We start from the raw sequence: 24723 nt of genomic DNA, 5'->3' as shown, positions 1-24723 counted from the left end.
ACAAATTGTTAAGAAGATTAAAAAAAATTAAATTTTCAACGAAACGGGGATTATCGACGCAATGCAAAAGGCCCTCCCCCATTTGCTGGGAAAGGGCCTTGAACTTTGGAGCTTGTCTTGGGTTAGTGATGGGAGACGGCGTGCTGCGCGCGTTCGATCTGGCGGCGCCGCTGGCGCTGAACCTGGAGCGGCTGAAGATCGACGCATCGCACGGTGACTTCCAAACCGCGAGCGCGGACAGCTTCCGTGACGATCGGCAGAAGCTTCTGCTCGATATAGTCGGCGTACAGTTCGTTGTAGTTGGCAGTCTCCACGGCGGCGGTCCACTTCACGCCGAAGCGGCGCTCGCCCTCAGGAAAGACAAAAATCGTCGGTCCGGTGCCCGTGCTCCACTCCACAACGGCGTGACTGGCGTTGCGCCCCTTCCACGAATCCGCCTTGGCCCGCAGCGCCTCAATATCGTAAACTGGCTCCTGGTGTAACTTTCGCTCCATGCGCGCTTGTTTCTCCTGCAAAAAGTTTTGACGGAGAGTATCTCTCCATCCCGCCCATATTATAGCACACTCACGCTTCGTTTTTGAGGGCGAGCGCGGCAGCGTAGACATCGCGCTTTGAGAGTTTCAAATCCATGCTGACCTGACGGACGGCGTCCCGCTCGCTGACGCCGGCTTCCAAACACGCCCGCAAAGCCGCGAGCATCCGCTCTTCGGGAGACAGCTCGATCTCATCCGGGGCGGTTACCGTGGCGGCGTCCCGGCCGGCGACGACGATGGTGATCTCACCCCGCGCTTCGTTTTTGGTGAAGTGCGCCAGAACATCCCCGAGCGGACCGCGGACGAACTCTTCGAACTTCTTCGTCAGCTCGCGCCCCACGGCGGCGGGCCGGTCCGCGCCGAAGATATCTCGCATGTCCGTGAGGGTCTCGCGGGTTCGGTTCGGCGCTTCATAAAAAACGAGGGTCCGCGTTTCTTCGGCGGCGAAGGCGGCGAGCTTTTCACGCCGGTCGGATTTCGTGCGCGGGAGAAAGCCTTCGAAAGCAAAACGGGCCGGGGGCAGACCGCTTCCAACTAAGGCGGAAAGAACGGCGCTGGCGCCGGGGATGGGAACGACGGTCACGCCGGCCGCAATGGCGGCGCGGACAAGTTCGACACCGGGATCGGAAACTCCGGGGGTGCCGGCGTCGGTCACCAAGGCGACTGACTTGCCTTCCTCGGCTATTTTGTAAACGAGGTGGTCCGCGCGGTCCGTGTCGCTGTGCTGGTGGAAGGAGATCAGTGGGGTTGTGATCTCAAAGTGCGCGAGCAGCTTGAGGGTGTGGCGGGTGTCTTCGGCGGCGACCAGATCGGCTTCCTTAAGAATGCGCAGGGCGCGCAGGGTAATGTCCTCAAGGTTGCCGATCGGGGTCGCGACGATGTAGAGAGTTCCTGGCAAGGCGTTACTGCGCCGGCTTCGGTGCGGGAGCAGCCGGGGCGCCGCCCACGTGGATCTTACCGGCGGGACCGCCCGACGGCGACTGGACGGTGATGGGCGTACCGCCAGGAGCACCGGGACCGCCGAGGTTCATTGCGGGCTGCGGATGGCTCTTCTGATAATCCGTCATCCACTTCTGCTCCTGAGCGACCAGGTCCATCCGCTTCATTTGCAGGTAGCTGCCCATGAGCATCTGGTGGACCTGCTGATCGTCCCACGCTTGCTTCGACGCCGCCTGGAACTGCTCCACAGCTTTATCGTTGTTCTTGTCTTCCATGTACGCCTGACCCAGAGCCATGTGAAGCTGCGCGTCATCCGAGGTCGCCAGCGCCGCAGTGTAGTATGCGATGGCGTCCTTGTTCTGTTTCATCTGCGAGGCGATCTGGCCCAAAAGTACGTTGATCCCCGATGCGCGCGCGCCTTTCGGATCTTTGGCGAGGGCCTTTTTGTAGTCGGCCATCGCTTCCTTCATCATCGCATCGCGCCCGGCCTGATCCTTGGCGCTGCTCAGGCGCGCCAGGGTATGGCCGCCCTCCAGCGCAGGATCGTTGAACGTATACTTGACGGTAGGATCGTCTCTCAGTGTCTTTTCATAATCCTGCCACGCCTTGTCCTGCTGGGTCTGCGTGTACTGAGCGATCAATTCCGTTTTCTTCTTGTCGAAATCCTTCGGGACGTTATCCCGAACACCGTCGAGCTTGATAATGAAGTATCCAAACTGAGGCGACTTCACCAGATCCGGCGTCACTTGACCCGGTTGCAGCGAGAACGCCGCCTTCTTGAACTCTTCCACGTAATTTTTGTTTTGGTCGATCCAGCCATCATCACCGCCGCTGGATTTGGACGCCGTATCATCCGTGTACTGCTTGGCGAGTGCGCCGAAATCGGCGCCGGGCGCCTTGGCCTTCGCCAAAATTTCCTGCGCCTGCTTTTGCGCCTGCTCGTCGCTGCGCTTTTTATTGTCGACCAGAATATGGCGGGTGTGATACTGGCGGTAGGAGTTGCGGACATCCTGCTCGGTGACGGGAGCCTGCTTTTTAACCTTATCCTGGAGCTTTTTCAGAAGAATGGACTGGCGCACGGCGTCTTTGTCCATTCGCTGAGTAAACGTTGGGCCGCCGTTCTTGGCGAACGCGGCGTCGATCTCCGACAGGGTGGCAGTTTTGGAAAGCCCAAGCTTCGTGCGGACGTCGAGCTGCGTGGCGCGCTCTTCCAGTTCCTTCGTCACTTCGTCGTCTGAAACCGTCAGCCCCTGCTTTTCCGCCGCCTGCATCTCAATCTTGGCCTGCGCAAGCTGCTCAAAGCTTTGGACACCCATAATGCCGTCCTGCATGATGCTGGCGGGCTGTCCCATCATCACCTGCTGCTGACGAAGGTTGTCAATTTGCTTATCGTACTCGGACTGCTTGACCTCAAGACCGTTGACGGTCGCGACAACATCATCATCGTTAGAGGCGTCCGAGGAGATCGCACGATTATTGTTTCCGAAACCGCTGAAAGTCGTTATCACCATCGCCAAGGTGACGGCCCCCATCACCCACGGGCCCGTGCGCTTAAACGACTCGCGCATCGTATTCAAAGACATCTTTATTCTTCCTACTTCAGGCATCGCCGCCTATTCGAGATTAATGATTCGGTCCCAGAAGCTTGATCAAGCCTTCCAGGCACTTGCGAGACGCCGCTTCCTTCGTTCCATCTTCATAATGCGTTTCCAGCGAGAGATATCCCTCGTAGCCAGAGTCGCGCAGGGCTTGCACCTGACCGGCCCAATCGATCGCGCCTTCGCCCACGACGGTCCACGAAGGCGTCAGTTTCCCCGTGGGAACAAAGGCGTCCTTTACATGCACGTGCACGATGAAGTCCTTGATCGATTCGTATCCAGTCGGGAAGGGCTTTTCGCCGTCAAAGAAGGCGTTGCCTGGATCCCAAATCGAGCGCAGCGATTTCGAACCGATCTCTTCCAATACGCGCGCGGTCTGCGCGCCGGTTCCAAGATAGCACGAGTGCTCGTTTTCCAGGCCAAGAATGACGCCCTCGCGCTCCGCAAGCGCCACCGGCTCGGAGAACGCGTCGACAATCAAGTCTTCCACCATCGGTGTCAGCGTTCCGCGCTTCCAGAAAGAAAACACACGGATCAGGTTGGTATCGAAGAACTTCGCGGCCGCAATCGCACGCTCCAGCACGCTGATCTGATCGCCCAGGCCGCGCGCCGAAGCGCTGTGCATGGCGCCGAGAGGCCCATCGACTTCCTCGCCCGGGAGGTCGCATTTATAGAATGGAGAAGCGATTCCGACCACATGCATGCCGCGTGCGTCGATCAGATCCTTGGCTCGGCGCCAGTAATCCTCCGGCGCATCCACGATGTTCTTATCCCAAATCTGCCGCAGCTCCACGCCTGTGACGCCGTACTCGGCCATCACTTCCAGCGCATGGCCCAGATCGTTGTCAATTTCATCCGTAAGGACTGCCAGCTTCATTTCTTTCCCTCCGTCCACGACTGCTGTGTTCGGGGCTTCAGCGTCTTTGATCACGGAAAGCGCGCCCGTAAAAACTCCTAATTTTAGCCGAAAGGGAGGTGTTTGTCAACTTACGGCGCTTGGGTACAATTGCAGGAAAGCATGAAGGGAGCAAACGGCTTCAAAATGAGCGATCCAAGACTAGACAAACATAATAAAATCCACCATGAGTTGTTCGATGAAGACACCGCGCAAGTCGGAGCGCTCGGCGATATCGTGGAGGCGCACGCCGGCGACGCCGTCTTCCTGACGCCGGCGGAAAAGAGCGTCGGCGGCGCAGACGGCGGTGAAAGCGATTTTGAAAGCGAAATGCTCTCCACGGATCCGGACGAAGACGCCGGCAACGATCCCTCGGACCGTTACTCCAGCGCCGTGGACGAAAGCGCCTGGGGCACGGACCAGACGGGAACCGTCGAAGGCATCGCACGCGGTTTCGGAACGCATCTACCCCAAGACCTTGGCCGCGATGGATTCCAAGTCGAAGAAATCCCCGACCAGGCACTGCAATATCAAGGCCGCGCAGTCGCCGACGGCGAAGAACTGGACGATTACGATGATGAGGATGAGACCAACGGCAAGTTCGACTCCGAAGAAGCCCTCGCCCGCGCCTCGGAACCCGGCGTGAATGTTGTACAAGGCGCCCCGAACGAAGCCTTCCCTGAGCGTATCCCCATCGCGCAGCGCCATCCCGATTCCACGGACGACGCACTGGACGCCACGCGCCAGATCAAATAAAACTCAGAATATGAACGCCCACAGCCGGAATGCTGTGGGCGTGCGCGCCTTCGTCATTATCACTCCATCCCATCAATCAAACCAGGCCCAATCCATACCTCTCCCAGATGGGCAGTCCTCTGTCTTTGTGCCCATAGTGGTCCAAAATATAAAATGCACGGTCCATAAATCAAATATGGAGCCAAGGCAAAAGAAATTTTACTTGACAGATGGCTCCCTCCATGCTAATATATGAGACATAAGAAGTGACGAGATTACGATACATTTAGATATGAATTGTATTGTTTCGTTATGAATATATCCAAGTATTCCTTATGAATACGATTACAGTCGATTTTTTGTTTTGGTACGCACAAAAATCGTTTAGATCATCGAATACAGACCGTTTGTCCTCTTATGGTCTCACGGAAGGCATCATGGCTAAAGGAGGGCTCATCTATCATATTCGCAAGTAAGAGTTTTTATATATTCGCATGAATAGCAATCTATATATTATCGTCTGATCGTTACGTTTTGAATTGCTGCTGCTAAGTTACTATTTGGCAAACCTGGTTTGACCTGGTATAAAATCAATGGGGAGAAATAAAAAAGATGTTTCGTAAAAAATCCAATTCGACTGCCGGTTTTACTCTAATCGAATTGCTCGTCGTTATCGCTATCATTGCGATTCTGGCTGCAATCCTATTCCCGGTCTTTGCACAAGCGAGAGAAAAGGCGCGCATGATCTCCTGCCTCTCAAATCAGAAGCAGTTGGGACTGGGATTCATGCAGTATTTCCAAGACTACGATGAGAAGGGTCCTTTCAACCGCGTGTTTGTCGCCGGGGACTTTTCCGCAAAAAACCTGACCTGGAAGGACGGCATCTATCCCTACGTGAAAAACGGAGGAATGGCTTACAACAATGGTCAGCCTTACACCACCCATAGCACAGGCGGAGTATTTGTCTGCCCGGATAATACCTCCGTTTGGTCCGACCAATCTCCTGTCTGGTGGGGTATCAACAATCCCAGCTTTACCGGGGGCGCCGGTGGGGATGAAACAACACGGTTTCCCCGCTCTTATGCTGTTAACGGATGGGCGGGTCTTAATGAAACCGGCAACACGGGTAACGGTGGCCGGTTCTGGCCATGCGTCGGAGATGGCAGCTGCGATAAAAATTCGGGCGCGATTTCCATGCTCGACAAACCCGCAGGGACGATCATGATGGCGGAGACGCGTGTCATGTTCCCCGACACTGCTCCCATCTATTTGGGTTACGGCTGTACCTCCAGCGGTATTCCGCAGGGCGGCACTTCCACCTCCTGCATTCAGGGCCATGGAGGCGGAATGACGAACTTCCTGTTCTTCGACGGCCATGTCAAATCGATGAGACCGGCGGCTTCGATCACCCAGGACTACTGGGACGCATACGGCCCAAATGCTTATGCGGCACAGCAGGCCAGTGACGCCGCTTCCGTCGGCAATATCCCGGAATGGAAGTAACAAATCTCAACGGTCACCGGCCGTAACCATGAACACTGGCTGCCCGAGCGATGATGATTGCGGGCAGTCAGTGTTTATTTTATTTCCAATTTAGTATATATGCTATAAATACAATACAGTCCATCTGATAAGGAGCTTCCATGTTTAGAAACACTGTCGTTCTTAACAAAATGCAATCGACGGCTTTGGCGGTGATCTGCACGCTCTCCTGCGCGATCGGCGCACACGCAGCCGGCCCAGACAAAACGCTGGCGATGGATTGCTACAACAATGCGTTTTACAACAGCAACGGAACCTTTTACAACACCAACACCCATTCGACTGGGAATCAGTTCTGGCACTACGCTGAAGAAATCGAGCTGATGGAGGACGCCGCCGCAGTCAACAGCAAATACAGCGGCGCCGTGACCGCGCTGTGCAACGGTTTTCTCGCAACATACGGAACGGACTGGTCCGGCAACACCTTCAACGACGATATCCTCTGGGCCTGCATTGCCTTTGCCCGCAGTGGCAACGCCACATTCAAGTCGTACGCTCTCAGCAATTTCAACAAAGTCTGGGCGCGCGCCTACGACACCAACGTCATCCCCGGCCTGTGGTGGACCACCGCGAAGACATCGAAAAACGCCTGCGTAAACGGTCCCGGCGCGATCGCGGCTTATTTGCTGGGAAACACAACCGCCGCCAACACCCTCTGGACCGGATTCCTCTCCAACTCCCGTGTTTGCGACCTCTCGAAGTATCGCATCGCCGACAACATCAGCAGCAGTGGCGCTGTTGGCTGGGCGGAGTTCACATATAACCAGGGCACATTGGTTGGCGCCGCGACTCTGCTCGGACATCGCAACGAAGCCAAGATGGCGATCCAGGAAACGCAAAGCGCGCTCTGCACGAACGGGATCTTGAACATTGAGGGAACTGGGACAAACGATGCGGCGGGTTTCAAGGGAATCTTCGCCCGGTGGGCCGGCAAGTACGCCGTCGGCGATTCGACATTTAACATCTGGCTGGACACCAATGCGAATCAAGCGTGGGCGGAGCGCAACTCGGCAGGCCAGGTCTGGGCGAACTGGTTCTCCCGAACCTCCGACGGAACGATTTATTCGTGGGAGTGCTCTTCGGGAGCGGCGATGATTGTGAACGCGCCGTAAGAATGGGGAATAGTCGATGGGGAGAGTGGCGCTAGGATGTCAGAGGGTCCGGTTCCAGCGCCACATCTTCGTAAAGGTCGGCAAGTGAAAGCGTCACGCCGATCGCGGAGAGTGTAAATTGTCCTTCAAGCCCCGTCTCTGTATGCACCAGCCAATCGACATCAGCGTGCCGCGTATAAATTTCAACACACGCCGTGATTTGATCGACAATTACATAATGCTCTAATGATGGAATTTGCTGATAAAGGCGCCATTTGACGCCGTGATCTCTGTCCTCGGTCGTTTTCGAAAGTATTTCGAATATCACTGTGGGGTTGAGCAGCGTGTCGTCATAACCGTCGTCCACGAGTTTTATAGCGCCGCAGATAACGGTCAGATCTGCATAAAGATAATTCGCCTCTCGAATGCGAATACGCAGGCCTCCACCTAACGGACGACATGACGTCCGCCGCAGCTTATTGCTAAGTTGTCCCGCAAGATTTATCACGATGGTTTCATGACGATTGCTTGCGCCGGCCATGGTCACGACTTCGCCGGAGATATATTCACTCCGGAGATCTGATGCTCGCTCTGTGGCAAGATATTTATCCGGCGAAATCGTTAGGCTCGACATGATTGTCCCCTATGCGAACCCAAGCACCGGGTGCGGGGTATATGGTTCTTCCAGCGACTGAATCTCTTCCGCCGTCAGTGCGATTGAAAGCGCGGCGACGGCGTCTTCGAGATGGTGTGGCTTGGTGGCGCCGACAATCGGCGCGATGACGCCGGGCTTTTGCAGCAGCCAGGCGAGGGCGATCTGGGCGCGTGGAAGGCCGCGCGCTTCGGCGATGGCGCCGACGCGGTCCACAACCTTATGGTCATCTTCTTCGGTGCGCTTGTAAAGGGTTTTGCCGAATTCGTCGGTTTCGCCGCGCGACGTGCTGGGCTCATCTTCCCAGGGACGCGCCAGACGGCCGCGAGCCAGCGGGCTCCAGGGAATCACGCCGATGCCTTCGGAAATACATAGCCCCATCATCTCCCGCTCTTCCTCCCGGTACAGCAGGTTGTAGTGGTTCTGCATGGAGACGAACTTCGTCCATCCGTTCTGCTCGGACAAATAAAGCGCCTTGCAGAACTGCCAGGCGTACATCGACGACGCGCCGATGTAGCGCGCCTTGCCCGCCTTCACCACATCGTGCAGCGCTTCCAGGGTTTCTTCGATGGGCGTGTCGTAGTCCCAGCGATGCGTTTGATAGAGGTCCACATAGTCCGTGCCGAGGCGCTGAAGGCTGGCGTCGATCTCCGCGAAGATCGCCTTGCGCGACAGGCCCGCGCCGTTCACGCCGGGGCGCATGCGGCCATGGACTTTGGTCGCAATCACCAGTTCTTCACGCGGCGCAAGGTCTTTGATTGCGCGTCCCAAAATCTCCTCGCTGGAGCCCGCCGAATAGACGTTCGCCGTATCGAAGAAATTGATTCCAAGTTCCAAAGCTCGCGCGAGAAACGGTCGGCTTTGCTCGTCGTCCAGACTCCAAGGATGCGCCCCGCGATTGGGATCGCCGTAGCTCATGCAGCCCAAACAGATACGAGACACTTTGAGGCCCGTTTTCCCGAGATTGACGTACTCCATATACCAGTGATCCTTTATCGAGAGATGGGGCTAACGAAAATTCTTGCGTCAGTAAATGAACGCCCCCGCCGCCAAGTTTGTTCCTAGCGATTGCTGTCAATGGACACGGACTGACACATCCTCCATCCGGGTACACTCAATCCAATGAGCGATGCAAAGTTTGACCAAATTCTGCGAGGCGCGGATCCGCTGGAGCGCATCGTGGCGCTGGAGACCGGCGACCGGGATGCGACCCTGTTTATCCGAAACTCCGACGGCGTCTCCCAAATCAGCGCCCCATTTGTCCCCTGGCTGATCACGGACAGCGAGCGTTCGTTTCCCGGCGCCGAGGTGACGGAACTCGAAGGCGAGGGCCATCGCTATCTGACACGCTTTCCCAATGGGTGGCGGGCTTATCAGGAGGCGAAGCGCGCGCTGCGCGATACGCCACAGGTCTCTGTGATGCAGTACGGCAGCGCGGCGAAGCAGTTCCTCATTGCAGGCGGCTATACGCTGTTCAAGGGAATGGCGTTCGACGACGTGGTTCGCATGCAGATCGACATTGAGACGACGTCGCTCGATCCCATGGCTGTCGGCGCCGGCATCTTTTTGATCTCGGTTTCGGACACGCGCGGCTTTCAGACCGTTCTGAGCGGGACCGAAGCGACGATGCTGCGTGACCTGCTGGCGATTGTCGCCGAACGCGATCCCGATGTCATTGAAGGGCACAATTTCTACTCGTTCGACGCGCCATACATCCTGGCCCGATGCGCGGACCTGGGGATCTCCCCCACGTTTGGAAGGCTTGGTGTTCCGGCCAGCGTCGGCATGGAGCGAAACGTCGCCATTGGCGGCAACTCGCGTCCGTTCACTCCCATCTACTTTCATGGCCGGCATATTTTAGACACGCTGTTCCAGGTGCAGCGCTTTGACTGGGCGAAGGCGCAATTATCTTCCTATGGCCTGAAGGAGTGCGCGCAGGTTTATGGCATCGCGCCGCCGGATCGCGTGTATTTGGATCGATCGGAGATTGTGGGGATTTACAAGCAAGATCCGGAGAAGGTGAAGACTTACGCGCTTCAGGATGTGCAGGAAACGGGGGCGCTCGCGGCGCTGGTCGCGCCGACGGAGTTCTATCAGACACAGATGGTCCCGGATACTTTCCAGAGCGTCGCCGTGACGGGCAGCGGCGAGAAGATCAACTCCATCTTCGTCCGCGAGTATCTGCGGCAAGGCCGCGCGATCCCCAAGCAAAAGCCATCCAAGCCCTACCCCGGCGGCTACACCGAGATACGCGTCACGGGAGTGATCCGCCCGATCGTCAAAGCCGACGTCGAGAGCCTCTACCCCAGCCTCATGCTGGTGAACAAGATCGCGCCCGCGTCGGACACCCTGGATATCTTCCTGCCGCTCCTCGCCGAGCTGACCACGCGGCGTTTGGAAGCCAAGCGTAAGCTCAAGACGGCCGGCGAGGATACGCACGAACACCACTACTGGGACGGACTGCAAAACTCGTTCAAGACGCTCATTAACTCCTTCTATGGCTACATCGGCGGCCCGTTCTACTTCAACGACTTTGACGCCGCCCGCCGCGTGACCGAGGCGGGCCAGGAAATCGTCAAGCAAATTGCCGCTGACCTGGAAACGTACGGCTCGCGCGTCATCGAAATCGACACCGACGGCGTGTACTTCCAGCCGCCGGCCAATGTCCGCACGCCCGACGAAGAATACGCCTACGTCGATAAAATCGGTAGCGCCCTCCCCGAGGGCATTCGCCTGGCGCACGACGGCTCCTACGCCGCCATGATCTCGCTGAAGATGAAGAATTACGTGCTGGAGGAGCACGGCGGCCGCAAGATCTTCAAAGGCTCTTCGCTTCGCTCGCGCTCCGACGAGCGCTACGGCCGCCGCTTCCTGAATGACGCCGTCGATCTCTTATTAGCCGACCGTCTCGACGATCTTGCGCGCCTTTACAAAGACCTGATCACAAAGATCGAAGCCGATGAGATGCCGATCGACCAGCTCGCCAAACGCGAGCGCGTCACCGAAAAGTTCTTAAACTCAGAAATGCGCAAGCGCGCCGCCGAGGCCATCAAAAACGCCGATATCAAGCAGGGCGATTTCGTCGCCCTTTATCAAAGATCGGACAAATCCCTAGCACTCTTAGAAGACTACAACCACGACGCCGACACCGAATACTACGCCGCCAAACTGCACAAATTCGCCTCCCGATTGCGCGAAGCCGTCGGCGAAAACCAGTTCGATCTGCTGTTCCCGAAGCCGCTTCCAATCAAGAAGCGGCCCGATCCGACGCAGATGACAATGGATTTGTTTGGGTGAGACGCCGCCGGAAGAAAATATCGCGTCCGGCGGCGCATCGGTTTTAATGAAAGGCGCCGTCCGGCGCGCGGAAGAACTCGCTGAGCAGGTTTGTCGTCACGACCGGCTGCTCGTCGAGGAAGTAGTGGCCGCTGTTCTCGATCTTCAGGATTCGGAAGTGCTTTACCTGGGCGGGCAGCGAAAGCTTCAGCCACTCATAGCCGACCGATCCCAGGCCAAGAACCGGCATCTTCAGATTGACGTATTTCTTGTTGTCGATGATGTCCTTGGGAAAGTTCTGGAACCATGCGCTCCCGGCGTGGATACCGCCTCTTTTCGCATATGCCGCCACGAATACCGCACGGTCGCGGGCGTCGATGGAATGTGAGTCTTTGGTGAGATAGTCGAACGCCCAGTTCTGCACCATGCCGTATCGACCGTCGAGCATCTTCTCCGGCAAATCGGGGACCTGGGCAATGGCGAACCACCAGGGAAAAAGCGGGTGCTGGGCGTCGATCTTCTTTCCGAACTTCCCATACTCCGGGAGGATCGAGATCTTTCCGAACAGTTCGTTGGCATGCGGCACATCCATCACGGCCAGTTTTCGCGTCGCTTCGGGATGGTTTGCAGCGAAGCTGAAAGCGACCATGGAGCCGATGTCGTGGCCGGCGATGTTGACTTTCTTGTATCCCAGGTGGCGCACGAGCTGGTAAACGTCCTCAGCCATCGTCTTTTTATCGTATCCGCCAGCGGGCTTGTCCGTCGCCCCCATGCCCCGGATGTCCACGACGATCACTCGAAATCGACGCGACAGCGCCGGCATTACTTTATGGTATTCCCACCAGGTCTCCGGCCATCCCGGCAGCAGCACCAGCGGAGCGCCCTTGCCGCCCGCGACATAGTGCATCTGTATTCCATTGACTTTCGCGTAGCCGTTTTCGAAGCCCGGCAATGTCTTTACGAGCGCCGCGTCGGAGGTGTCGTAGCGCGCGCCGGCCGCCGCCCCCTGCCCTGACGCGGGGCCGAGCCCCGCAAACGCGAGCGCCGCCGTCAGCAGCACGCCGACGATTTGTTTGCTTCCCAAGAGTTTCCAGTATCCCATGATGTTTCCTTTCGTGGTTTCCACACGCCATCAGTATCCCGGACAGGTATTATCAAAGCATTAGATTTTCGGACCGATGCATTCGTAAGCCCAGGAAAAGGCCATTCCGTCATGACGACTCCGGAAGCCGGCGCGCCGCCGCTCACAATCACCTTCTTTGGCCCAATGCGTGTAATGACGCATGGGCGCCCCGCCCCGCGCCTGCGTTCCCGCAAAACCCTCTGGCTTTTGGCGCTTTTGACCCTGCGCCACGGACGACCGGTTGAGCGGGAGTGGCTTGCGGGAGCGCTCTGGCCGGACGCCGGACGGGACCAGGCGTTCGCCGGACTGCGGCCGATCCTCACCGAACTGCGGCAAACTCTCCAAACAGAAAGCAGCCGTCTGCAGTCCCCAAGTCGCCATACCTTGCTGCTAGACTTAACCGGAGCCGATGTCGATCTCCTCACGTTCGATGCGGCGATGGCGTCCGGCGATTTGCAGGCCATGGAGCGCGCCGTCGATCTTTATCGCGCTCCTCTGCTGGAAGGCTGCGCCGAGGAATGGGCGGAGCCGGAGCGCACTGACCGGGAAACGCGGCTTCTCCACGCTCTGGGCTTACTGTCGCAAAACGCACTTGCCATGGGGAGTCCAGAGGTGGCGGCAGAGTTTTGCCGCCGGGCAGTCGCCATCGATCCCTGGCGGGACACGGCCCAGCGCGAATGGATGGAGGCGCTCGTTCAAACGGGAGACAGCAACGCCGCCCTCCAGGTATACCGAAACTTCGTCGATCTTCTCCGAAGCGATCCTCTTGCAGCGCCCGACGCGCAAATCAGCGCGCTGTACGCGCAGCTTCGTAAGGAAGGACGCCAGCGGCGCGAACCGATGACGGCGGAGCAGAGTGACAAGCCAAAGACACTTCTCCCACAAATCTCAGGATATCTGCCCGTTCCTCTGACCGATCTGATCGGGCGGGATACGGAACGTCGCGAGTTGGCGGCGGAACTGGAGCGATCCCGATTGGTGACAATCACGGGGCCGGGCGGGGTCGGCAAGACGCGTTTGGCAATCGAGGTCGCTTCGGAGATCGCCGCCCGTTTTCCCGATGGCGTGTGGATGGCGGCATTGGAAACTCTTACCGATTCAACCATGACGACGGCGCGCATCGCCTCTCTTCTGGGAGTGCGGGAAGAACCGGGCCGCGCCACCCTGGAAAGCATCACCGATCACTTAAGGCGCAAAAGCCTTCTTCTCGTGCTCGACAACTGCGAGCATCTTCTGGATTCCTGCGCCTGGATCGCCGCGCATCTGCTTCGCGAGTGCGCCGGCGTCCGGATTCTCGCGACGAGCCGCGAATCGCTGGGCGTCGTAGGCGAAACCGCCTGGGCGGCGCCATCATTGTCCATCCCACCCCCGGACGATTTTGGCGGGGAACATGCATCTCCGAAAATACTCTCCCAATACGACAGCGCCCAGCTGTTTGTCGAACGGGCGAAGGCCGCCAAACGCACCTTTACGCTGACGGAAGCAAACTTGCGCTCCGTAGCTCAAATCTGCCGCCGAACCGAAGGTATTCCACTCGCCATCGAGCTGGCCGCCGCTCGTATCCCGTCCATGACGCCCAGGCAGATCGAAGAGCGACTGTCCGATTATCTCGGGCTGCTGACTATGGGCGGCCGGACCTCGCCGTCGCGCCAGCAGACGCTGCGAGGAACACTGGACTGGTCCTATGCGCTTCTGGGCGAACAGGAAAGGCTATTATTGGGGCGTCTTTCCCTATTCGCCGGAGGATGGAGCCTCGAAGCCGCACAGCGCGTTCATCCAGAGGATCCGCGCACGCCGGCTCTTGTCCTCGACCTGCTCAATGCTCTCGTCGGCAAATCGCTGGTCGTCTTCGAGGAAAACGGTCGCTATCGCCTGCTGGAGATGGTGCGCCAGTACGCCGCCGAGCATCTTGAGGCGAGCGGGGAGGCAGCGGAAGTCAAGAACAGACATTGCGATTTCTTTCTCGATCTCGCGGAAGAAGCGGAGCCGTACTTGCAAGGGCGCGATCAGGAAACGTGGATGCGTCTTCTGGACTGCGAGCATGGCAACCTGCGCGCGGCGCTGTCGTGGGCGCGGGACGCCCAAACCCTCCTGCGCCTGACAGGCGCGCTCGCTCGCTTCTGGATTGTGCGCGGATATTATCTGGAAGGCCGCGAACACCTGCGCGCCGCGCTGGAGCGCACCGGCGCACCGGAGGCAACCTCGGCGCGAGCGAAGGCTTTGACTGGCGCGGGCGCTATTTCCTACTTTCAGGGAGATCACACCGCCGCACGAGCGCAGTACGAAGAGGCGTTAGACATTTATCGGAACCTGGGAGACAATCTCGGCGCTGCCAGCGCACTCGCCGGCCTCGGAAACGTGGCCGGAGCTCAGGGACATCATGCAACGACACAGCAGTGCTATGAAGAAACACTGAGCATCCGCCGCGATGCTAACGACAAGCACGGGATTGCGAATGCACTGAACGCGCTGGGGTCCGTATCCCTGGTGCAGGGCGATTACCCCAACGCAAAGACGCGCTATCAGGAAGGGCTGAGCATCTACCGGGAACTTGGAGACAAGTATGGGGCGGCGGCGGCTCTGGCTCATTGCGGCGATGCGGAGTACGTACAGGGAAAATATCCAGAGGCGCGAACGCTCTATGAAGAGAGCCAGACCATTTATCAGGAACTGAACCACCGGCGCGGCGTCGCCGATGCGCTCGGCAGTCTTGGAAATGTGGCGCACGAGACGGGCGACTACGTCTCCGCGCGCACGTTATACGAAGAAAGCCTACGCCTGCGCCGGGAGCTAGGAGAACGGCGCGGTGTCGGCACGCTGCTCAGCCGTCTCGCCGATGTCGCGATCTCCGAAGGCGACGGCGATTCCGCGCGGCGGCTGCATCGGGAGAGCCTGCGGATTCACCAGGAAATGGATGATTGGGGAGGAATGGCGCAAAACCTGAATGGCCTGGCGGCGGCCATGCTGATGCAGTCGCAGGCTTTTCAGGCCGCCAAATTTTTGGGCGCCGTGCATGAACTCCTCGGTAATCGCGGTTCGGCCCCCTCGCTTTATGAGCAGCGAACATACGCGCTTCAAATAGAAGAAACCCGGCAGGCGCTGGGGCCTTCCGGGTTCTCCGCCGCCTGGGAAGAAGGCCGCACGCTCACCTGGGAGCAAGTGACGGCGCTTGGGCTTGAGGATTGAGATTACCAATATTACACACAATGCGCCCGGCGACTGAAGTCGCCGGGTATAAGCTTACGTGAGATCGGTTAATCCCTAGTGATCCGGCGGCTCGTTGGGATCGCCGTACTCGAACTCGGTGGTGGGATTGAAAACGCCCACTTTGATGTGTCGCTGGAATGTCGCGCCCAGATTGACTCCCTCCGCCGTCACATCATAAACGAACTGCTGCATCGTGCTGAGGCGCATTCCGCCGAGAGTGACGGGACGAGTAACTGTGTAGACCGGCCCCCATGGACAGCAAAAGAAGTGACCCAAGCGGGCGCCATGGTTGTCCGTCGTGTATTTGAGATCGCCGCGCGCGAACGCCTCGTCGATTTCCTGCTGGATCATCACGGTCTTTTCCGGATTGGGGTCCAGTTTCCAGAGTTCCTGAATGGCGAGGCGCGCTTTGGGGTCGGCTTTGAACCGATCCCGGCTCGATGGATCCGTCAGAATCCACGGATCGAAGCCAACCTGCCCAGGAAGATAAGGCCGCTTGGTCTGTGGGAGGCTCGGCGGCGAGACGGCGGGCTTCTGAGTGACAAGATCCACCAGCTGCGGCATCGCGATAAACTGCCCGAGACGATAGAATCCTTCGATCGCCTCCTTGATGAACGGCTCGACGCGCTCATGCACTTCCTGTGTCGGGTTGACGCCGTGCAGATCCTCGGCGTACCCCGCCTTGGAGACGGATGCGGCAAGGAGCTGCTGCATGTAATATCCCTGCGACTGCTGCTTGGGGTCCGTCAGCTTGCTCACGTCCGGCAGGAACACCATGGCGGCCTGCGCGTGCTCACGGACGGCGCGCATCGCTTCCAACATGGCGTGCAGGTGCGCGTTTGGACATGGCTCGACTTCGCTCCACGGCGGTAGGTCTGCGGGAACGGCAACGCTCAGCCGGTAGTTCGGGTTGGAGTGCGCCTCCTGCGCCATGCCCACCCAGCCGGCGACCTGGCCGTAGAAGGCCAGGATCTGGTCGGCGGTGATCGGCGGAACAAAACCGACGGTAGCGGGATTGGCCTCGTAATCGGCCTGCAAAAACCGATCTCCCAAGTGCTGAAGCACGAACGCGTTCCAGGCGCAGAGCATTTCCGCCTGCATCGCCGGCAGAACAGTCCAGGGCGTTAAGCCCTCCGCCTTGCACTCCAAACGCCGTGTTTCGATCTGGTCCAGCAGCTCATAAACCGGGCGGCTGGCGCGGCGGTACGCTTCCAATGTATCGGCGGGGATCTCACCGGACAAACGGCTCAGTAACTTTCCCCACACAGAATGCTGTGTCATCAAGAATTCCTTCAATTAATATCTTCACGCATAAGCGTGTGAATTCAATATGACAGCCAGGCGTCATAAAAGTTGCATTTTGTTATTTGGCGACAGGCTTGTTAAACCCCTGTTCGCCAAGCCAGTAGAGAAGATCGGCCGTCCACGGATGCGCATGCGCAAATGGCGGCGTATCGTCACCGAGTCCCATGCCGTGGCCGCCGCGCTGGTAGACGTGCAGGTCGAACGGCACATGGTTCTTTCGGAGCGCCTGCGCGAACATCAGGCTGTTTTCCACGGGGACAACCGTATCTTCCATCGTGGACCACACAAAACATGGCGGCGTTTGCGGAGTCACTTGCAGTTCGCTGGACATCCGCTCGATCGCCGCCTGGTCGGCGCCAACGCCCAGCAGGTTGTCACGGCTTCCTTCATGGGCGAAAGGCTTGGTCAGGGTGATGACCGCGTAACACAGAACACCCAGATCGGGCCGGGAGCCTTGCTGCTCAATCGGGTCCTTGGACTTCGCATCGCCGCTGTCGAAGTGCGTCAGAAGACTGGAGGCCAGATGTCCCCCGGCGGACGATCCCATCACCCCTACCCGATGCGGATCGACTTTCCACTCCACGGCGCGTGAACGGATCGTGCGGATGGCCCGCGATGCATCCCCCAGCTCAATCGGATCGTGGTAACCATGCGATCCCACGCGATACAGCAGCACGAACGCCGCGATCCCGTGCTGGTTGAGCCACTGGGCGTACGCCTTCCCCTCATGATCCATCACCACGCCGCTGTACCCGCCGCCGGGCAGGACCAGCATGGCGGCGCCCGTCGCTTTGTCCGCATCCGGCAGGTAGGGAGTGAGCGTCGGAATGTCGTCCGGCGTCTTCCCGAGCGCCCCCGGCGCATCGCCGGTCCACAAGCGCATCGGCGTTTGCGCCTGCGCGCCGGTCATCAGATTGGTCATGATCAGAAGTCCCACAATCGAAAGAATATGTTTTTTGAATTTCACAGGTGATGGCTCCTCCAAAGATCAGTTTAGCCGGCGCATTGTGCGTAACATTAATCAGCAATCATTAGACGGTAGAGATACCATTCGCTCATTCGCTTGGCGCCGACGCTTTCTTCATACACTTTTTGGGCGTTGACGTTCCAGTCCAGGCACGTCCACTCCATCCGGCCGCAGCCGCGCTCGTGGGCGAGGGCGATACAGTGGCTGAGCAGCGCCTTGCCGACACCCCGCTTGCGATAGTCGGGAAGAACGAACAGGTCTTCCAGGTACAGCGTGGGCTTTGCGAGAAACGTAGAGTATGTCTCGAAGATAAACGCGTAGCCGACGGGGCCGGGCGCGTCTTCAACTTCGGCGAGGTACGCCTCGAATTTGGGACGGTCGCCAAAGCCGTGTTCGATCAGCCGGGCGCGCGCCGCATCGTCGGGCGGCGCCAGGTTCTCGAAATCGGCAAGCGCCGCGATCAAGCACAACAACGAATCGGCGTCGGCGCGCTCGGCGCGCCGGATGAGCGGGGTTTGCATGGGATGGTTGTACCCGAAAGAGTCAACGGCAGGAAGACGAATCCAGCAGCGCCTGGACGGCAAGTTCTAAATCGTCGGTGCAGCGAGCCACCGTGGCGCGCCGGCTCGCGCGGTAGGTATCCCAGTAACGGGCGAGATCGATCGGCGCGCCCACGCGAACGATGGCGCGCCGGCGGCCGCGCAGGCGCGCTTCGCCGAAGACTTCGATCTCCAGGCGACGGATATTATCCGCCATGCGTTCGGGCGTCGGTTTTGAGCGCACATAGTTGTCCTCGACGGCGATCCAGTTGGCTACCCGGTTCAGATCGCGCATCAAGGGTTTGACGCGCGCCGCCTGTTCACGATGCAATTGTTCGCGGTATTGCGTCCGCTCGGCATGCGGATCCTCGCTGGTCACTTCATAAACGCGGTTCATCATCGCACGCATCCGCTCCGGCAGCGTCATCTCCGGCGAAAACTCGTACCCCGTCAGCGCGGCCGCCCGGTCCAGCAGCAGCGTCTTCATGGTTTCCATCCGCCCTGTCAGATCCGCTCCGGGACGCATCCGCTCGGCGGGATCGACTTTGACGCCGTATTCGTCCTCCAAATCGCCGAGCATGGCGATCCCGATCCGCCGCAGACGGTCGTACGAATTACCGGTCGCCGACTCGCGTCCCAGAACCGCGCGCTCCAGCCCCGTCAGCGCTCGATCGATCGGCACGGTCATATCGTCGACGAAGCAGTACCGGACGGCGACGGGAAGCAGCGACACGGTCTCCCCTTCCCGACCCTGCTTGCGCAGATCATCCATCGCCCAGAACGCCAGCTGCGCGACGCCCGACTGGAATGGCAGCAGGCTGTCGTTTTGCGAGTAAACCTCGCCTTCCGGGAAAATCACGACCTTGCCGCCGGTTTCGGCCAGCAAGTCGCGGGTCATCCGGAACGACTCCCGGTCCGCCGTCCCGCGCACCACGGAATACGCGCCGAGCCGCTCGATGATCGTTCCCCACAGCCCGAATAAGCCACTGAAGGTCTCGCGGCAGGCGAGATAATGAAACGGAATATCGGCGGCCTTGGAGAGCGCAAACAGCAGCGCGGGATCGCAGTTCGTGGGGTGATTGGGAGTGATCAGAAGACGGCGGCCGCTCAGGGACCGAAGCAGGGCGACGTCGGCAGCCGAAATATCTACAGTGGACACGTCGCAGCCCCAGCGCAGCAGCGCGGGCAGCAGGCGATACGTCAATCGCAGAAGCGTAGGGTTCAGATGGGGGGGACGAAAATCCATCCCTCCCTCCGCGCGGCGCGCCGCGGCGGGATTGGAGGACCCTGAAAGTGTCATATGGAATTCATTCGCGAATACAGCACGGAGTTCCTTCCGAAATCATGAAATCGTATGTTTTTTGCTGTAAAATACACTACAGAAAAAATTATGTACAAAAATCATAAATGGCGTCTACCGACGGCTTGCCATGAAAGGATATTGATATGACAGCGATTCGCAAGGGAGCGGGGTTTACTCTGATCGAGCTCCTCGTCGTCATAGCCATCATCGCGATTCTCGCCGCGATCCTGTTTCCCGTCTTCGCTAAGGCCCGCGAAAAAGCCCGCCAGACGGCCTGTATGAGCAACCTGCGCCAGCTGAGCCTGGGCTTTATGCAGTATATCCAGGACAATGACGAGATCCTGCCGGGCTCCACGGATATTGGCGGAGGCGGCAATGGGATCGCCGGCGGCTGGACATACTTCGCCACAGTCCATAACTTCGATCCCACGCGCGGCAGCATCTATCCCTACGTAAAAAATGCGCAGATCTACATCTGCCCGAGTGACTCCGACGGTCAAAACGGCCACCAGAGCTACGCGATCAACTCCTGCACCCAGACATCCGCAATCGCTAATGTCAACCAGGGCAAATCCCTGGCTGCGTTCGACAACCCCTCAGACTATATGCTGCTGGGGGAAGAAGCGGATCAAAACAACCCGTCGAAATCCACCGATGACGGCTATCTTTACGGCTCCTCGAACTTCTTCTCTCCGCGTCATACGAACGGCTCGGATGTCTCCTTCATCGACGGCCACACCAAATGGATGCACTACGACACTCTCAACAAGCGCCGCATTATGGACGGAGCCGACGGAACATCCGGGTGCGCTAGCGGCTAGGGAAAGGGACCTCATCTTTACCCAATGCAAAGTCGATACGCTCCTGCAAGGGCGGGTGCGAGAACAGCCAGAACTTGATAAACGGCGGTGGATTGGGATCGGAGAGGTTTTGCTCGGACAGCGAGACAAAGCCGCGCGCCATCGCCGCGCGATTTCCCGTGACCTGAAGTCCGTAAGCGTCCGCCGCGTGCTCCACACGGCGCGACTGCCAGTTTACGATTGGCTCGGAGACGAAGCTGAGGACGCCGAGGATGAAAAAGAGCGCGGGGATTGCGGCAAAGTCACGCGAGTCGCGCAGACGCCAGCGGGCGCCGTAGCGCGCGATCCAGCGGTCGTAGAGCCAGCGCCCCAGCGGCAGCGCGATCAGCAAGCCGACGATGCTTTCCAGAAATCCCCAGTACAAGTGCTTCAGCACATAGTGCCCCATCTCGTGGCCGACAATCGCCAGAACTTGATCCGGCGGCATCTTTTTCAGCGTCGTGTCCCAGAGAACGATCCGCGCTGAGGAGCCGACACCGTTCACGTAGGCGTTCGTCTCATTGGTCTGACGGCTCTTGTCCACCACAAAAATCGGCGCGTTCGGGATCCCAGCTTTCGCCGCCAGCGTTTCAATTTGGGCTTTCAATGGACTGGCCGCCATCGGCGAGAATTTGTTGAAGATCGGGTCGATCAGGATCGGCGATAAGAACATGCCGGCGGCGATCAGGGGAACGCACGCCAGCCACAGAGCCAAAGGCCAGCGGCGCGGGATGCGTCCCATCAGCCAGAAAACCAGCCAGAGAACGGGAACGGTGGTCGCGATATCCACCAGATGCGCCTTCGCGACATCGCCCATCCACGCCCCAAAACTCTGCTGCGACAATCCATAGGCGTGGCTCAGCCAGTAGCCGCTATACAAACTGAGCGGCAATCGCACGATCCAAAGCGTAAGGGCGAACAGGACGTAATACCAGAGAAGGGTAAAAAACCGTCGCTGGGAAAGACGTTCGGCGACTTGCCGCAGACGCGCGGACAGCCCCGTCGCCAGGAGCGCCCAGAGAGCCAGCAATCCGTACGCCGTCCCCACAAAATAAAGGGTGTATCGAATGCGCGAGTAACGATGCATGGCGGGCGTCACATTGGGCGGGCGTACATCTTCGATTGTGGCCGCCTCCGCCGGGGTCAATTTCCCGGATAGGTTGGCCATCTCTGGCGGCGCGGGCCGCATGCCGTTGTGTGACTGCGCGTGGACGGGAATAGCGATACACGCCAGCAGCAGCAAGAGCGCGAATACGATACGCATGGGAGACCTTTCGAACGCGGAGCCGAGCCTTCGGGTACAATTCTACCTATGAATACGACGGAACGGAAATTGGTGTTCGCACCGTGGGGTTCGGATACGTACGGCGATGATATTTTGCTTTTCGAGCACGGCCTGATCTTCGGCCTGGAGATGGCGGTCGAGACCACCGGCGGCATGAGCTTCGCCGATGTTCACGATGTCCTCGGCGGCGCCGACAAACGCGAGCGGCCCGTCCCGGCGATGCACGAGGCTGATGTGCGGATGCTCGCGGCGAAGGCGAAATGCGATGTCTTTGTCGACGGCATGCTCCAATCCAAGCGCGATCCCGAGACCGGCGGCCTGACCGAAGTCATCGTCGCCCTGCGTCTCTTCTTCCCGAAAGAAGACAAGTTTGAAGCGCCCGACGCCCTGCTCTTCCATTCGTTCGTCCCGGGCGGAACGCCCTCCAAGCTGACGCCCGATTACGATATCTTTATCGCGCTGCAATACCAGCTCAGCGAAGCGCTGCTCGCCGCGATGAGCATCGAACCGCCGATCTCGTTCACCACGGACACGCTTCAGGTGACGCCGCGCTGGGACGCCTACGAGCTTTTGCTCAAGGGCAAGCGCCTGACCCAGATCGCCGAAAACAAGCTGGGCTACTACGAACAGGCCCTCCAGCGCGATCCGCAATTTTTCCTGGCGCTCTACAACAGCGCCATGCTTTACAAAACCCAGACCGATTATCATAGCGAGCGCAACCGCCTGATGCGCGCAGCGTCCACGACAACCGATCCACGACTGCTCGGTGACGTCTACTTTGAGCTCGGCCTTTCCTCCATCTACCTTGGCGACACCAAAACGGCACGCAACTTCTGGGAAAAAGCGCTGGAGTACGGCGGCGATAACCCCTCGCTGTATGTCAACATGGCCGGCACCTACGAGCAGGAAGAAAAGTGGGCGGAAGCGCGCCAGCTCAACGAAATGGCGCTGGAGAAGTTTCCCGACTTCCACAAAGCCATCGTCAACCTGGCTCGCCTTCACGCCATGATGGGCCAGCTCGACCAGGCGATTCCCCTCTACGAACGCGCCCTGGAACTCCAGCCCGGCGACGCCCTCCGCCACTCCGTCCTCGGCGGCTGCTACCTTGCCGACGATCGCATCGAAGACGCCCGCGCCCAGTTCGAACTCGCCGTGGAGATCGACCCGGAAAGCGACCCCGGTAAGTACGCCCAGCAGGAACTGGACAAGATGGGACCGGCAAAGGGTGAAAACGGAGATGACGAGGGAAAGAAAAAGAAACGATGGGGGCTGTGGTGAGGCAGATGTAAAATCGCTTACACAGTGCAATCAATTTGTCAAAATCCTCGACTTCATGCCGGACTTACGATATAATTAGAACAGATGCATCCGCCAAATCGCTTTCAAGTCGCGATCTTCCTCCTCGTTGTCTCTCCCGGCGCGATCCTCACCGCAATCTGTGGCTTCTATGTGTTTCAGGACTGGGCGGCGCTGAGCCACGCGTTCCGCAATTTTGAAACCGTGGCCGCCGGACATGGCGATCTGCGTTCGGTGTTTGTTGCGGAGGCGACGCAGAATGTCTACCGGATTAATTGTTTCGCCGATGGGGTTGGCGCGATGATGGGCGCCATCATCATGGCGATCGGGATCGTCGGAATTTGTCTCTGCGGCCGCCCGCATCGAAATGAAATCAAATAAAGAACGCTCACACGCCGCAAACGGGTTTTAAAGGATAATTCATGCAGAAACAGATCAAATCGACCGGGACGCGACTGATGATTGTCGCGGCGGGATTGGGATATATCGCTTCGACCGCAGCTCACGCCGAAGAATGGAAAGCCAGCGAGAAGGCGGCCGCCCAGCTCCAGCCGGCGCAGACGTTCGACGGGTTCTCCGTGCGCCTCCCCGCATCCGCCGCTTCCCCCAAAATCGCTGGGAGCGTCAAGGAAGCCAGCAAGACATACGCCTGGAGCCTGAGCCCATCCGATGGCAAGGGCGGCCTGTTTACCATCAGTACGCGCCCGGCGCCCGGCCAAACGCCGGATCAAATTTTGACGGAGTGGACCGCGCAATCGGTTCTGTCCCAGCTGGATGAAGTCGGCAAATCTCCGGTGCAGACGGGCACGATCGGATCGGATGCTTTTACCCGCCTCTACTATCACGGCCGTGAAAAGTCGGGGGCGAAAAGCATCGTACACGGCTTCGTCTACATCGGCGTCGCGCAGGGACGCGCTTTTATCATCGAAGCGCAGGATCCCACCGATAAGTTCGCCGTGACGCTGCCGAAGACCGAAGCGGCGGCGCTGACCCTGAAGCCCCTGATTGTCGAAGCCGCCAAGCCGGCGGACGGCGGCAAGGAGCTGTCCAGCGACGCGCATGCGGCGGATCTGGGCGACGCCGCCACGGTGGAAGGCTACACGCTGCGGCCGCCCAAGGGATACACCAAGGGCGATCTGCCCATGGGCGATCAGGGCGCGATGATGACGGCGTGGCAGGGGCAGCCAAACGAGATGGGCATGCGCCCGATGATGATCGTGCAGACGGCGGCCGTCAAGAAGTCGAGTACGGCTCCCGTCGAGGACGGCATGGACGCCGCCGTGGAGATGCTGCGCCGCTTCATGCCGGCGGTACAGGTGGAGGCCATGCAGTACGGGACGGTCCACGGCCTTGAATGCGCGCATACGTCGTACACCGCCGCCCAAAACGGGATGAACTTCCACGGCGTGATCTACTCCATTCATGACGGCGATAAGCTGGTCATCGTCGGCGGCATGGACGCCGCGCCCAATTCGGACAAAAGCATGCCGATCATGGAAGCCGCGTGCCAGTCGATTAAAAAGTCCTAACGGCCCGAGCGAGATGATTTGAGCACGCGCGCTCTTAATGGCGATAAAGTAAATATCAACGCCCTTTCC

The 24723-nt window shown here is 58.9% G+C and carries 21 protein-coding genes; 9 read left to right on the top strand and 12 right to left on the bottom strand.

All coding sequences use genetic code 11. The features are described from left to right. Positions 1-122 precede the first annotated feature (122 nt). The 4 genes from ABIZ35_RS14390 to ABIZ35_RS14375 form a co-directional block, all read right to left on the bottom strand. Complete coding sequence (locus tag ABIZ35_RS14390) at positions 123-494, bottom strand: hypothetical protein (RefSeq protein WP_348220609.1); 372 nt, start codon at positions 492-494, stop codon at positions 123-125. 70 nt (positions 495-564) lie between these two features. Continuing rightward, complete coding sequence (gene rsmI, locus ABIZ35_RS14385) at positions 565-1431, bottom strand: 16S rRNA (cytidine(1402)-2'-O)-methyltransferase (protein WP_348220608.1); 867 nt, start codon at positions 1429-1431, stop codon at positions 565-567. 4 nt (positions 1432-1435) lie between these two features. Beyond that, a complete protein-coding gene (locus tag ABIZ35_RS14380) occupies positions 1436-3055 on the bottom strand; it encodes a peptidylprolyl isomerase (protein WP_348220607.1) in 1620 nt (539 codons plus the stop codon). Between the two features lie 40 nt (positions 3056-3095). After that, the gene (locus ABIZ35_RS14375) at positions 3096-3947 is read right to left on the bottom strand and encodes a sugar phosphate isomerase/epimerase (RefSeq protein ID WP_348220606.1); all 852 of its coding nucleotides are present in this window, start codon (positions 3945-3947) and stop codon (positions 3096-3098) included. Between the two features lie 165 nt (positions 3948-4112). Between ABIZ35_RS14375 and ABIZ35_RS14370 the strand changes: the two genes are divergently transcribed. From ABIZ35_RS14370 to ABIZ35_RS14360, 3 genes are all read left to right on the top strand, one after another. Continuing rightward, a complete protein-coding gene (locus tag ABIZ35_RS14370; protein ID WP_348220605.1) occupies positions 4113-4721 on the top strand; it encodes a hypothetical protein in 609 nt (202 codons plus the stop codon). A gap of 591 nt (positions 4722-5312) precedes the next feature. Beyond that, positions 5313-6203: a DUF1559 domain-containing protein gene (locus ABIZ35_RS14365; RefSeq protein ID WP_348220604.1), complete on the top strand. Its 891-nt coding sequence runs from the start codon at positions 5313-5315 to the stop codon at positions 6201-6203. 140 nt (positions 6204-6343) lie between these two features. After that, the gene (locus ABIZ35_RS14360; protein WP_348220603.1) at positions 6344-7354 is read left to right on the top strand and encodes a glycoside hydrolase; all 1011 of its coding nucleotides are present in this window, start codon (positions 6344-6346) and stop codon (positions 7352-7354) included. Between the two features lie 31 nt (positions 7355-7385). On the opposite strand, the gene ABIZ35_RS14355 is transcribed toward ABIZ35_RS14360, so the two are convergent. Together ABIZ35_RS14355 and ABIZ35_RS14350 are read right to left on the bottom strand one after the other, a co-directional pair. Further along, positions 7386-7967 carry a Uma2 family endonuclease gene (locus tag ABIZ35_RS14355; RefSeq protein WP_348220602.1) on the bottom strand — a complete coding sequence of 194 codons (582 nt, stop codon included), beginning with the start codon at positions 7965-7967 and terminating at the stop codon, positions 7386-7388. 9 nt (positions 7968-7976) lie between these two features. Then, positions 7977-8963 carry an aldo/keto reductase gene (locus tag ABIZ35_RS14350; RefSeq protein WP_348220601.1) on the bottom strand — a complete coding sequence of 329 codons (987 nt, stop codon included), beginning with the start codon at positions 8961-8963 and terminating at the stop codon, positions 7977-7979. A gap of 144 nt (positions 8964-9107) precedes the next feature. On the opposite strand from ABIZ35_RS14350, the gene ABIZ35_RS14345 reads away from it, so the two are divergent. Further along, positions 9108-11282, top strand: coding sequence for a 3'-5' exonuclease (locus ABIZ35_RS14345; RefSeq protein ID WP_348220600.1), 2175 nt, complete (start codon positions 9108-9110; stop codon positions 11280-11282). A gap of 43 nt (positions 11283-11325) precedes the next feature. Here the strand turns inward: ABIZ35_RS14345 and ABIZ35_RS14340 are convergent, their stop codons facing one another. Continuing rightward, positions 11326-12363: an alpha/beta hydrolase gene (locus tag ABIZ35_RS14340; RefSeq protein WP_348220599.1), complete on the bottom strand. Its 1038-nt coding sequence runs from the start codon at positions 12361-12363 to the stop codon at positions 11326-11328. A 111-nt stretch (positions 12364-12474) separates the two neighbouring features. Between ABIZ35_RS14340 and ABIZ35_RS14335 the strand changes: the two genes are divergently transcribed. After that, the gene (locus ABIZ35_RS14335; protein WP_348220598.1) at positions 12475-15570 is read left to right on the top strand and encodes a tetratricopeptide repeat protein; all 3096 of its coding nucleotides are present in this window, start codon (positions 12475-12477) and stop codon (positions 15568-15570) included. Between the two features lie 75 nt (positions 15571-15645). On the opposite strand, the gene ABIZ35_RS14330 is transcribed toward ABIZ35_RS14335, so the two are convergent. From ABIZ35_RS14330 to ABIZ35_RS14315, 4 genes are all read right to left on the bottom strand, one after another. Beyond that, positions 15646-16872, bottom strand: a complete 1227-nt coding sequence (locus ABIZ35_RS14330; protein ID WP_348220597.1) for a hypothetical protein — start codon at positions 16870-16872, stop codon at positions 15646-15648. 82 nt (positions 16873-16954) lie between these two features. Further along, positions 16955-17863 carry an alpha/beta hydrolase gene (locus tag ABIZ35_RS14325; RefSeq protein ID WP_348220596.1) on the bottom strand — a complete coding sequence of 303 codons (909 nt, stop codon included), beginning with the start codon at positions 17861-17863 and terminating at the stop codon, positions 16955-16957. Between the two features lie 50 nt (positions 17864-17913). Beyond that, entirely contained in the window at positions 17914-18384 is a 471-nt protein-coding gene (locus tag ABIZ35_RS14320) for a GNAT family N-acetyltransferase (RefSeq protein WP_348220595.1), read from the bottom strand. Between the two features lie 22 nt (positions 18385-18406). Next, positions 18407-19648 (bottom strand): 1-acyl-sn-glycerol-3-phosphate acyltransferase, encoded by a 1242-nt coding sequence (locus ABIZ35_RS14315; RefSeq protein ID WP_348220594.1) that lies wholly within the window; start codon positions 19646-19648, stop codon positions 18407-18409. Between the two features lie 200 nt (positions 19649-19848). Here ABIZ35_RS14315 and ABIZ35_RS14310 point away from each other — a divergent pair, with 200 nt between their 5' ends. Continuing rightward, positions 19849-20526, top strand: coding sequence for a DUF1559 domain-containing protein (locus tag ABIZ35_RS14310; protein ID WP_348220593.1), 678 nt, complete (start codon positions 19849-19851; stop codon positions 20524-20526). Here ABIZ35_RS14310 and ABIZ35_RS14305 read toward each other — a convergent pair. Then, entirely contained in the window at positions 20516-21808 is a 1293-nt protein-coding gene (locus tag ABIZ35_RS14305; RefSeq protein WP_348220592.1) for a M48 family metallopeptidase, read from the bottom strand. The genes ABIZ35_RS14310 and ABIZ35_RS14305 overlap by 11 nt on opposite strands. Before the next feature lie 48 nt (positions 21809-21856). Here ABIZ35_RS14305 and ABIZ35_RS14300 point away from each other — a divergent pair, with 48 nt between their 5' ends. The 3 genes from ABIZ35_RS14300 to ABIZ35_RS14290 all read left to right on the top strand — a co-directional run bounded on the left by ABIZ35_RS14300 (position 21857) and on the right by ABIZ35_RS14290 (position 24654). After that, the gene (locus ABIZ35_RS14300; RefSeq protein ID WP_348220591.1) at positions 21857-23107 is read left to right on the top strand and encodes a tetratricopeptide repeat protein; all 1251 of its coding nucleotides are present in this window, start codon (positions 21857-21859) and stop codon (positions 23105-23107) included. A gap of 84 nt (positions 23108-23191) precedes the next feature. Then, positions 23192-23506, top strand: a complete 315-nt coding sequence (locus tag ABIZ35_RS14295) for a hypothetical protein (RefSeq protein ID WP_348220590.1) — start codon at positions 23192-23194, stop codon at positions 23504-23506. 41 nt (positions 23507-23547) lie between these two features. After that, positions 23548-24654 carry a hypothetical protein gene (locus ABIZ35_RS14290; RefSeq protein WP_348220589.1) on the top strand — a complete coding sequence of 369 codons (1107 nt, stop codon included), beginning with the start codon at positions 23548-23550 and terminating at the stop codon, positions 24652-24654. The last annotated feature ends 69 nt before the right edge of the window (positions 24655-24723 follow it).

It is taken from the genome of Capsulimonas sp. (genome assembly GCF_039929585.1).
In the GTDB taxonomy this organism is placed as follows: Bacteria; Armatimonadota; Armatimonadia; order Armatimonadales; family Capsulimonadaceae; genus Capsulimonas.
The sequence above is the reverse complement of the archived record's forward strand: the minus strand, read 5'-3'. Positions and strand labels throughout refer to the sequence as shown.

Excerpts from the sequence above, each read along its gene's own strand:
- ABIZ35_RS14305 (WP_348220592.1), bottom strand. The coding sequence starts at position 21,808 with ATGCGTATCGTATTCGCGCTCTTGCTGCTGCTGGCGTGTATCGCTATT.
- ABIZ35_RS14315 (WP_348220594.1), bottom strand. The coding sequence starts at position 19,648 with ATGGATTTTCGTCCCCCCCATCTGAACCCTACGCTTCTGCGATTGACG.
- ABIZ35_RS14345 (WP_348220600.1), top strand. The coding sequence starts at position 9,108 with ATGAGCGATGCAAAGTTTGACCAAATTCTGCGAGGCGCGGATCCGCTG.
- ABIZ35_RS14310 (WP_348220593.1), top strand. The coding sequence starts at position 19,849 with ATGACAGCGATTCGCAAGGGAGCGGGGTTTACTCTGATCGAGCTCCTC.
- ABIZ35_RS14340 (WP_348220599.1), bottom strand. The coding sequence starts at position 12,363 with ATGGGATACTGGAAACTCTTGGGAAGCAAACAAATCGTCGGCGTGCTG.
- ABIZ35_RS14300 (WP_348220591.1), top strand. The coding sequence starts at position 21,857 with ATGAATACGACGGAACGGAAATTGGTGTTCGCACCGTGGGGTTCGGAT.
- ABIZ35_RS14370 (WP_348220605.1), top strand. The coding sequence starts at position 4,113 with ATGAGCGATCCAAGACTAGACAAACATAATAAAATCCACCATGAGTTG.
- ABIZ35_RS14290 (WP_348220589.1), top strand. The coding sequence starts at position 23,548 with ATGCAGAAACAGATCAAATCGACCGGGACGCGACTGATGATTGTCGCG.
- ABIZ35_RS14320 (WP_348220595.1), bottom strand. The coding sequence starts at position 18,384 with ATGCAAACCCCGCTCATCCGGCGCGCCGAGCGCGCCGACGCCGATTCG.
- ABIZ35_RS14335 (WP_348220598.1), top strand. The coding sequence starts at position 12,475 with ATGACGACTCCGGAAGCCGGCGCGCCGCCGCTCACAATCACCTTCTTT.
- ABIZ35_RS14380 (WP_348220607.1), bottom strand. The coding sequence starts at position 3,055 with ATGTCTTTGAATACGATGCGCGAGTCGTTTAAGCGCACGGGCCCGTGG.
- ABIZ35_RS14375 (WP_348220606.1), bottom strand. The coding sequence starts at position 3,947 with ATGAAGCTGGCAGTCCTTACGGATGAAATTGACAACGATCTGGGCCAT.
- ABIZ35_RS14330 (WP_348220597.1), bottom strand. The coding sequence starts at position 16,872 with ATGACACAGCATTCTGTGTGGGGAAAGTTACTGAGCCGTTTGTCCGGT.
- ABIZ35_RS14365 (WP_348220604.1), top strand. The coding sequence starts at position 5,313 with ATGTTTCGTAAAAAATCCAATTCGACTGCCGGTTTTACTCTAATCGAA.
- ABIZ35_RS14295 (WP_348220590.1), top strand. The coding sequence starts at position 23,192 with ATGCATCCGCCAAATCGCTTTCAAGTCGCGATCTTCCTCCTCGTTGTC.
- ABIZ35_RS14390 (WP_348220609.1), bottom strand. The coding sequence starts at position 494 with ATGGAGCGAAAGTTACACCAGGAGCCAGTTTACGATATTGAGGCGCTG.
- ABIZ35_RS14360 (WP_348220603.1), top strand. The coding sequence starts at position 6,344 with ATGTTTAGAAACACTGTCGTTCTTAACAAAATGCAATCGACGGCTTTG.
- ABIZ35_RS14350 (WP_348220601.1), bottom strand. The coding sequence starts at position 8,963 with ATGGAGTACGTCAATCTCGGGAAAACGGGCCTCAAAGTGTCTCGTATC.
- ABIZ35_RS14355 (WP_348220602.1), bottom strand. The coding sequence starts at position 7,967 with ATGTCGAGCCTAACGATTTCGCCGGATAAATATCTTGCCACAGAGCGA.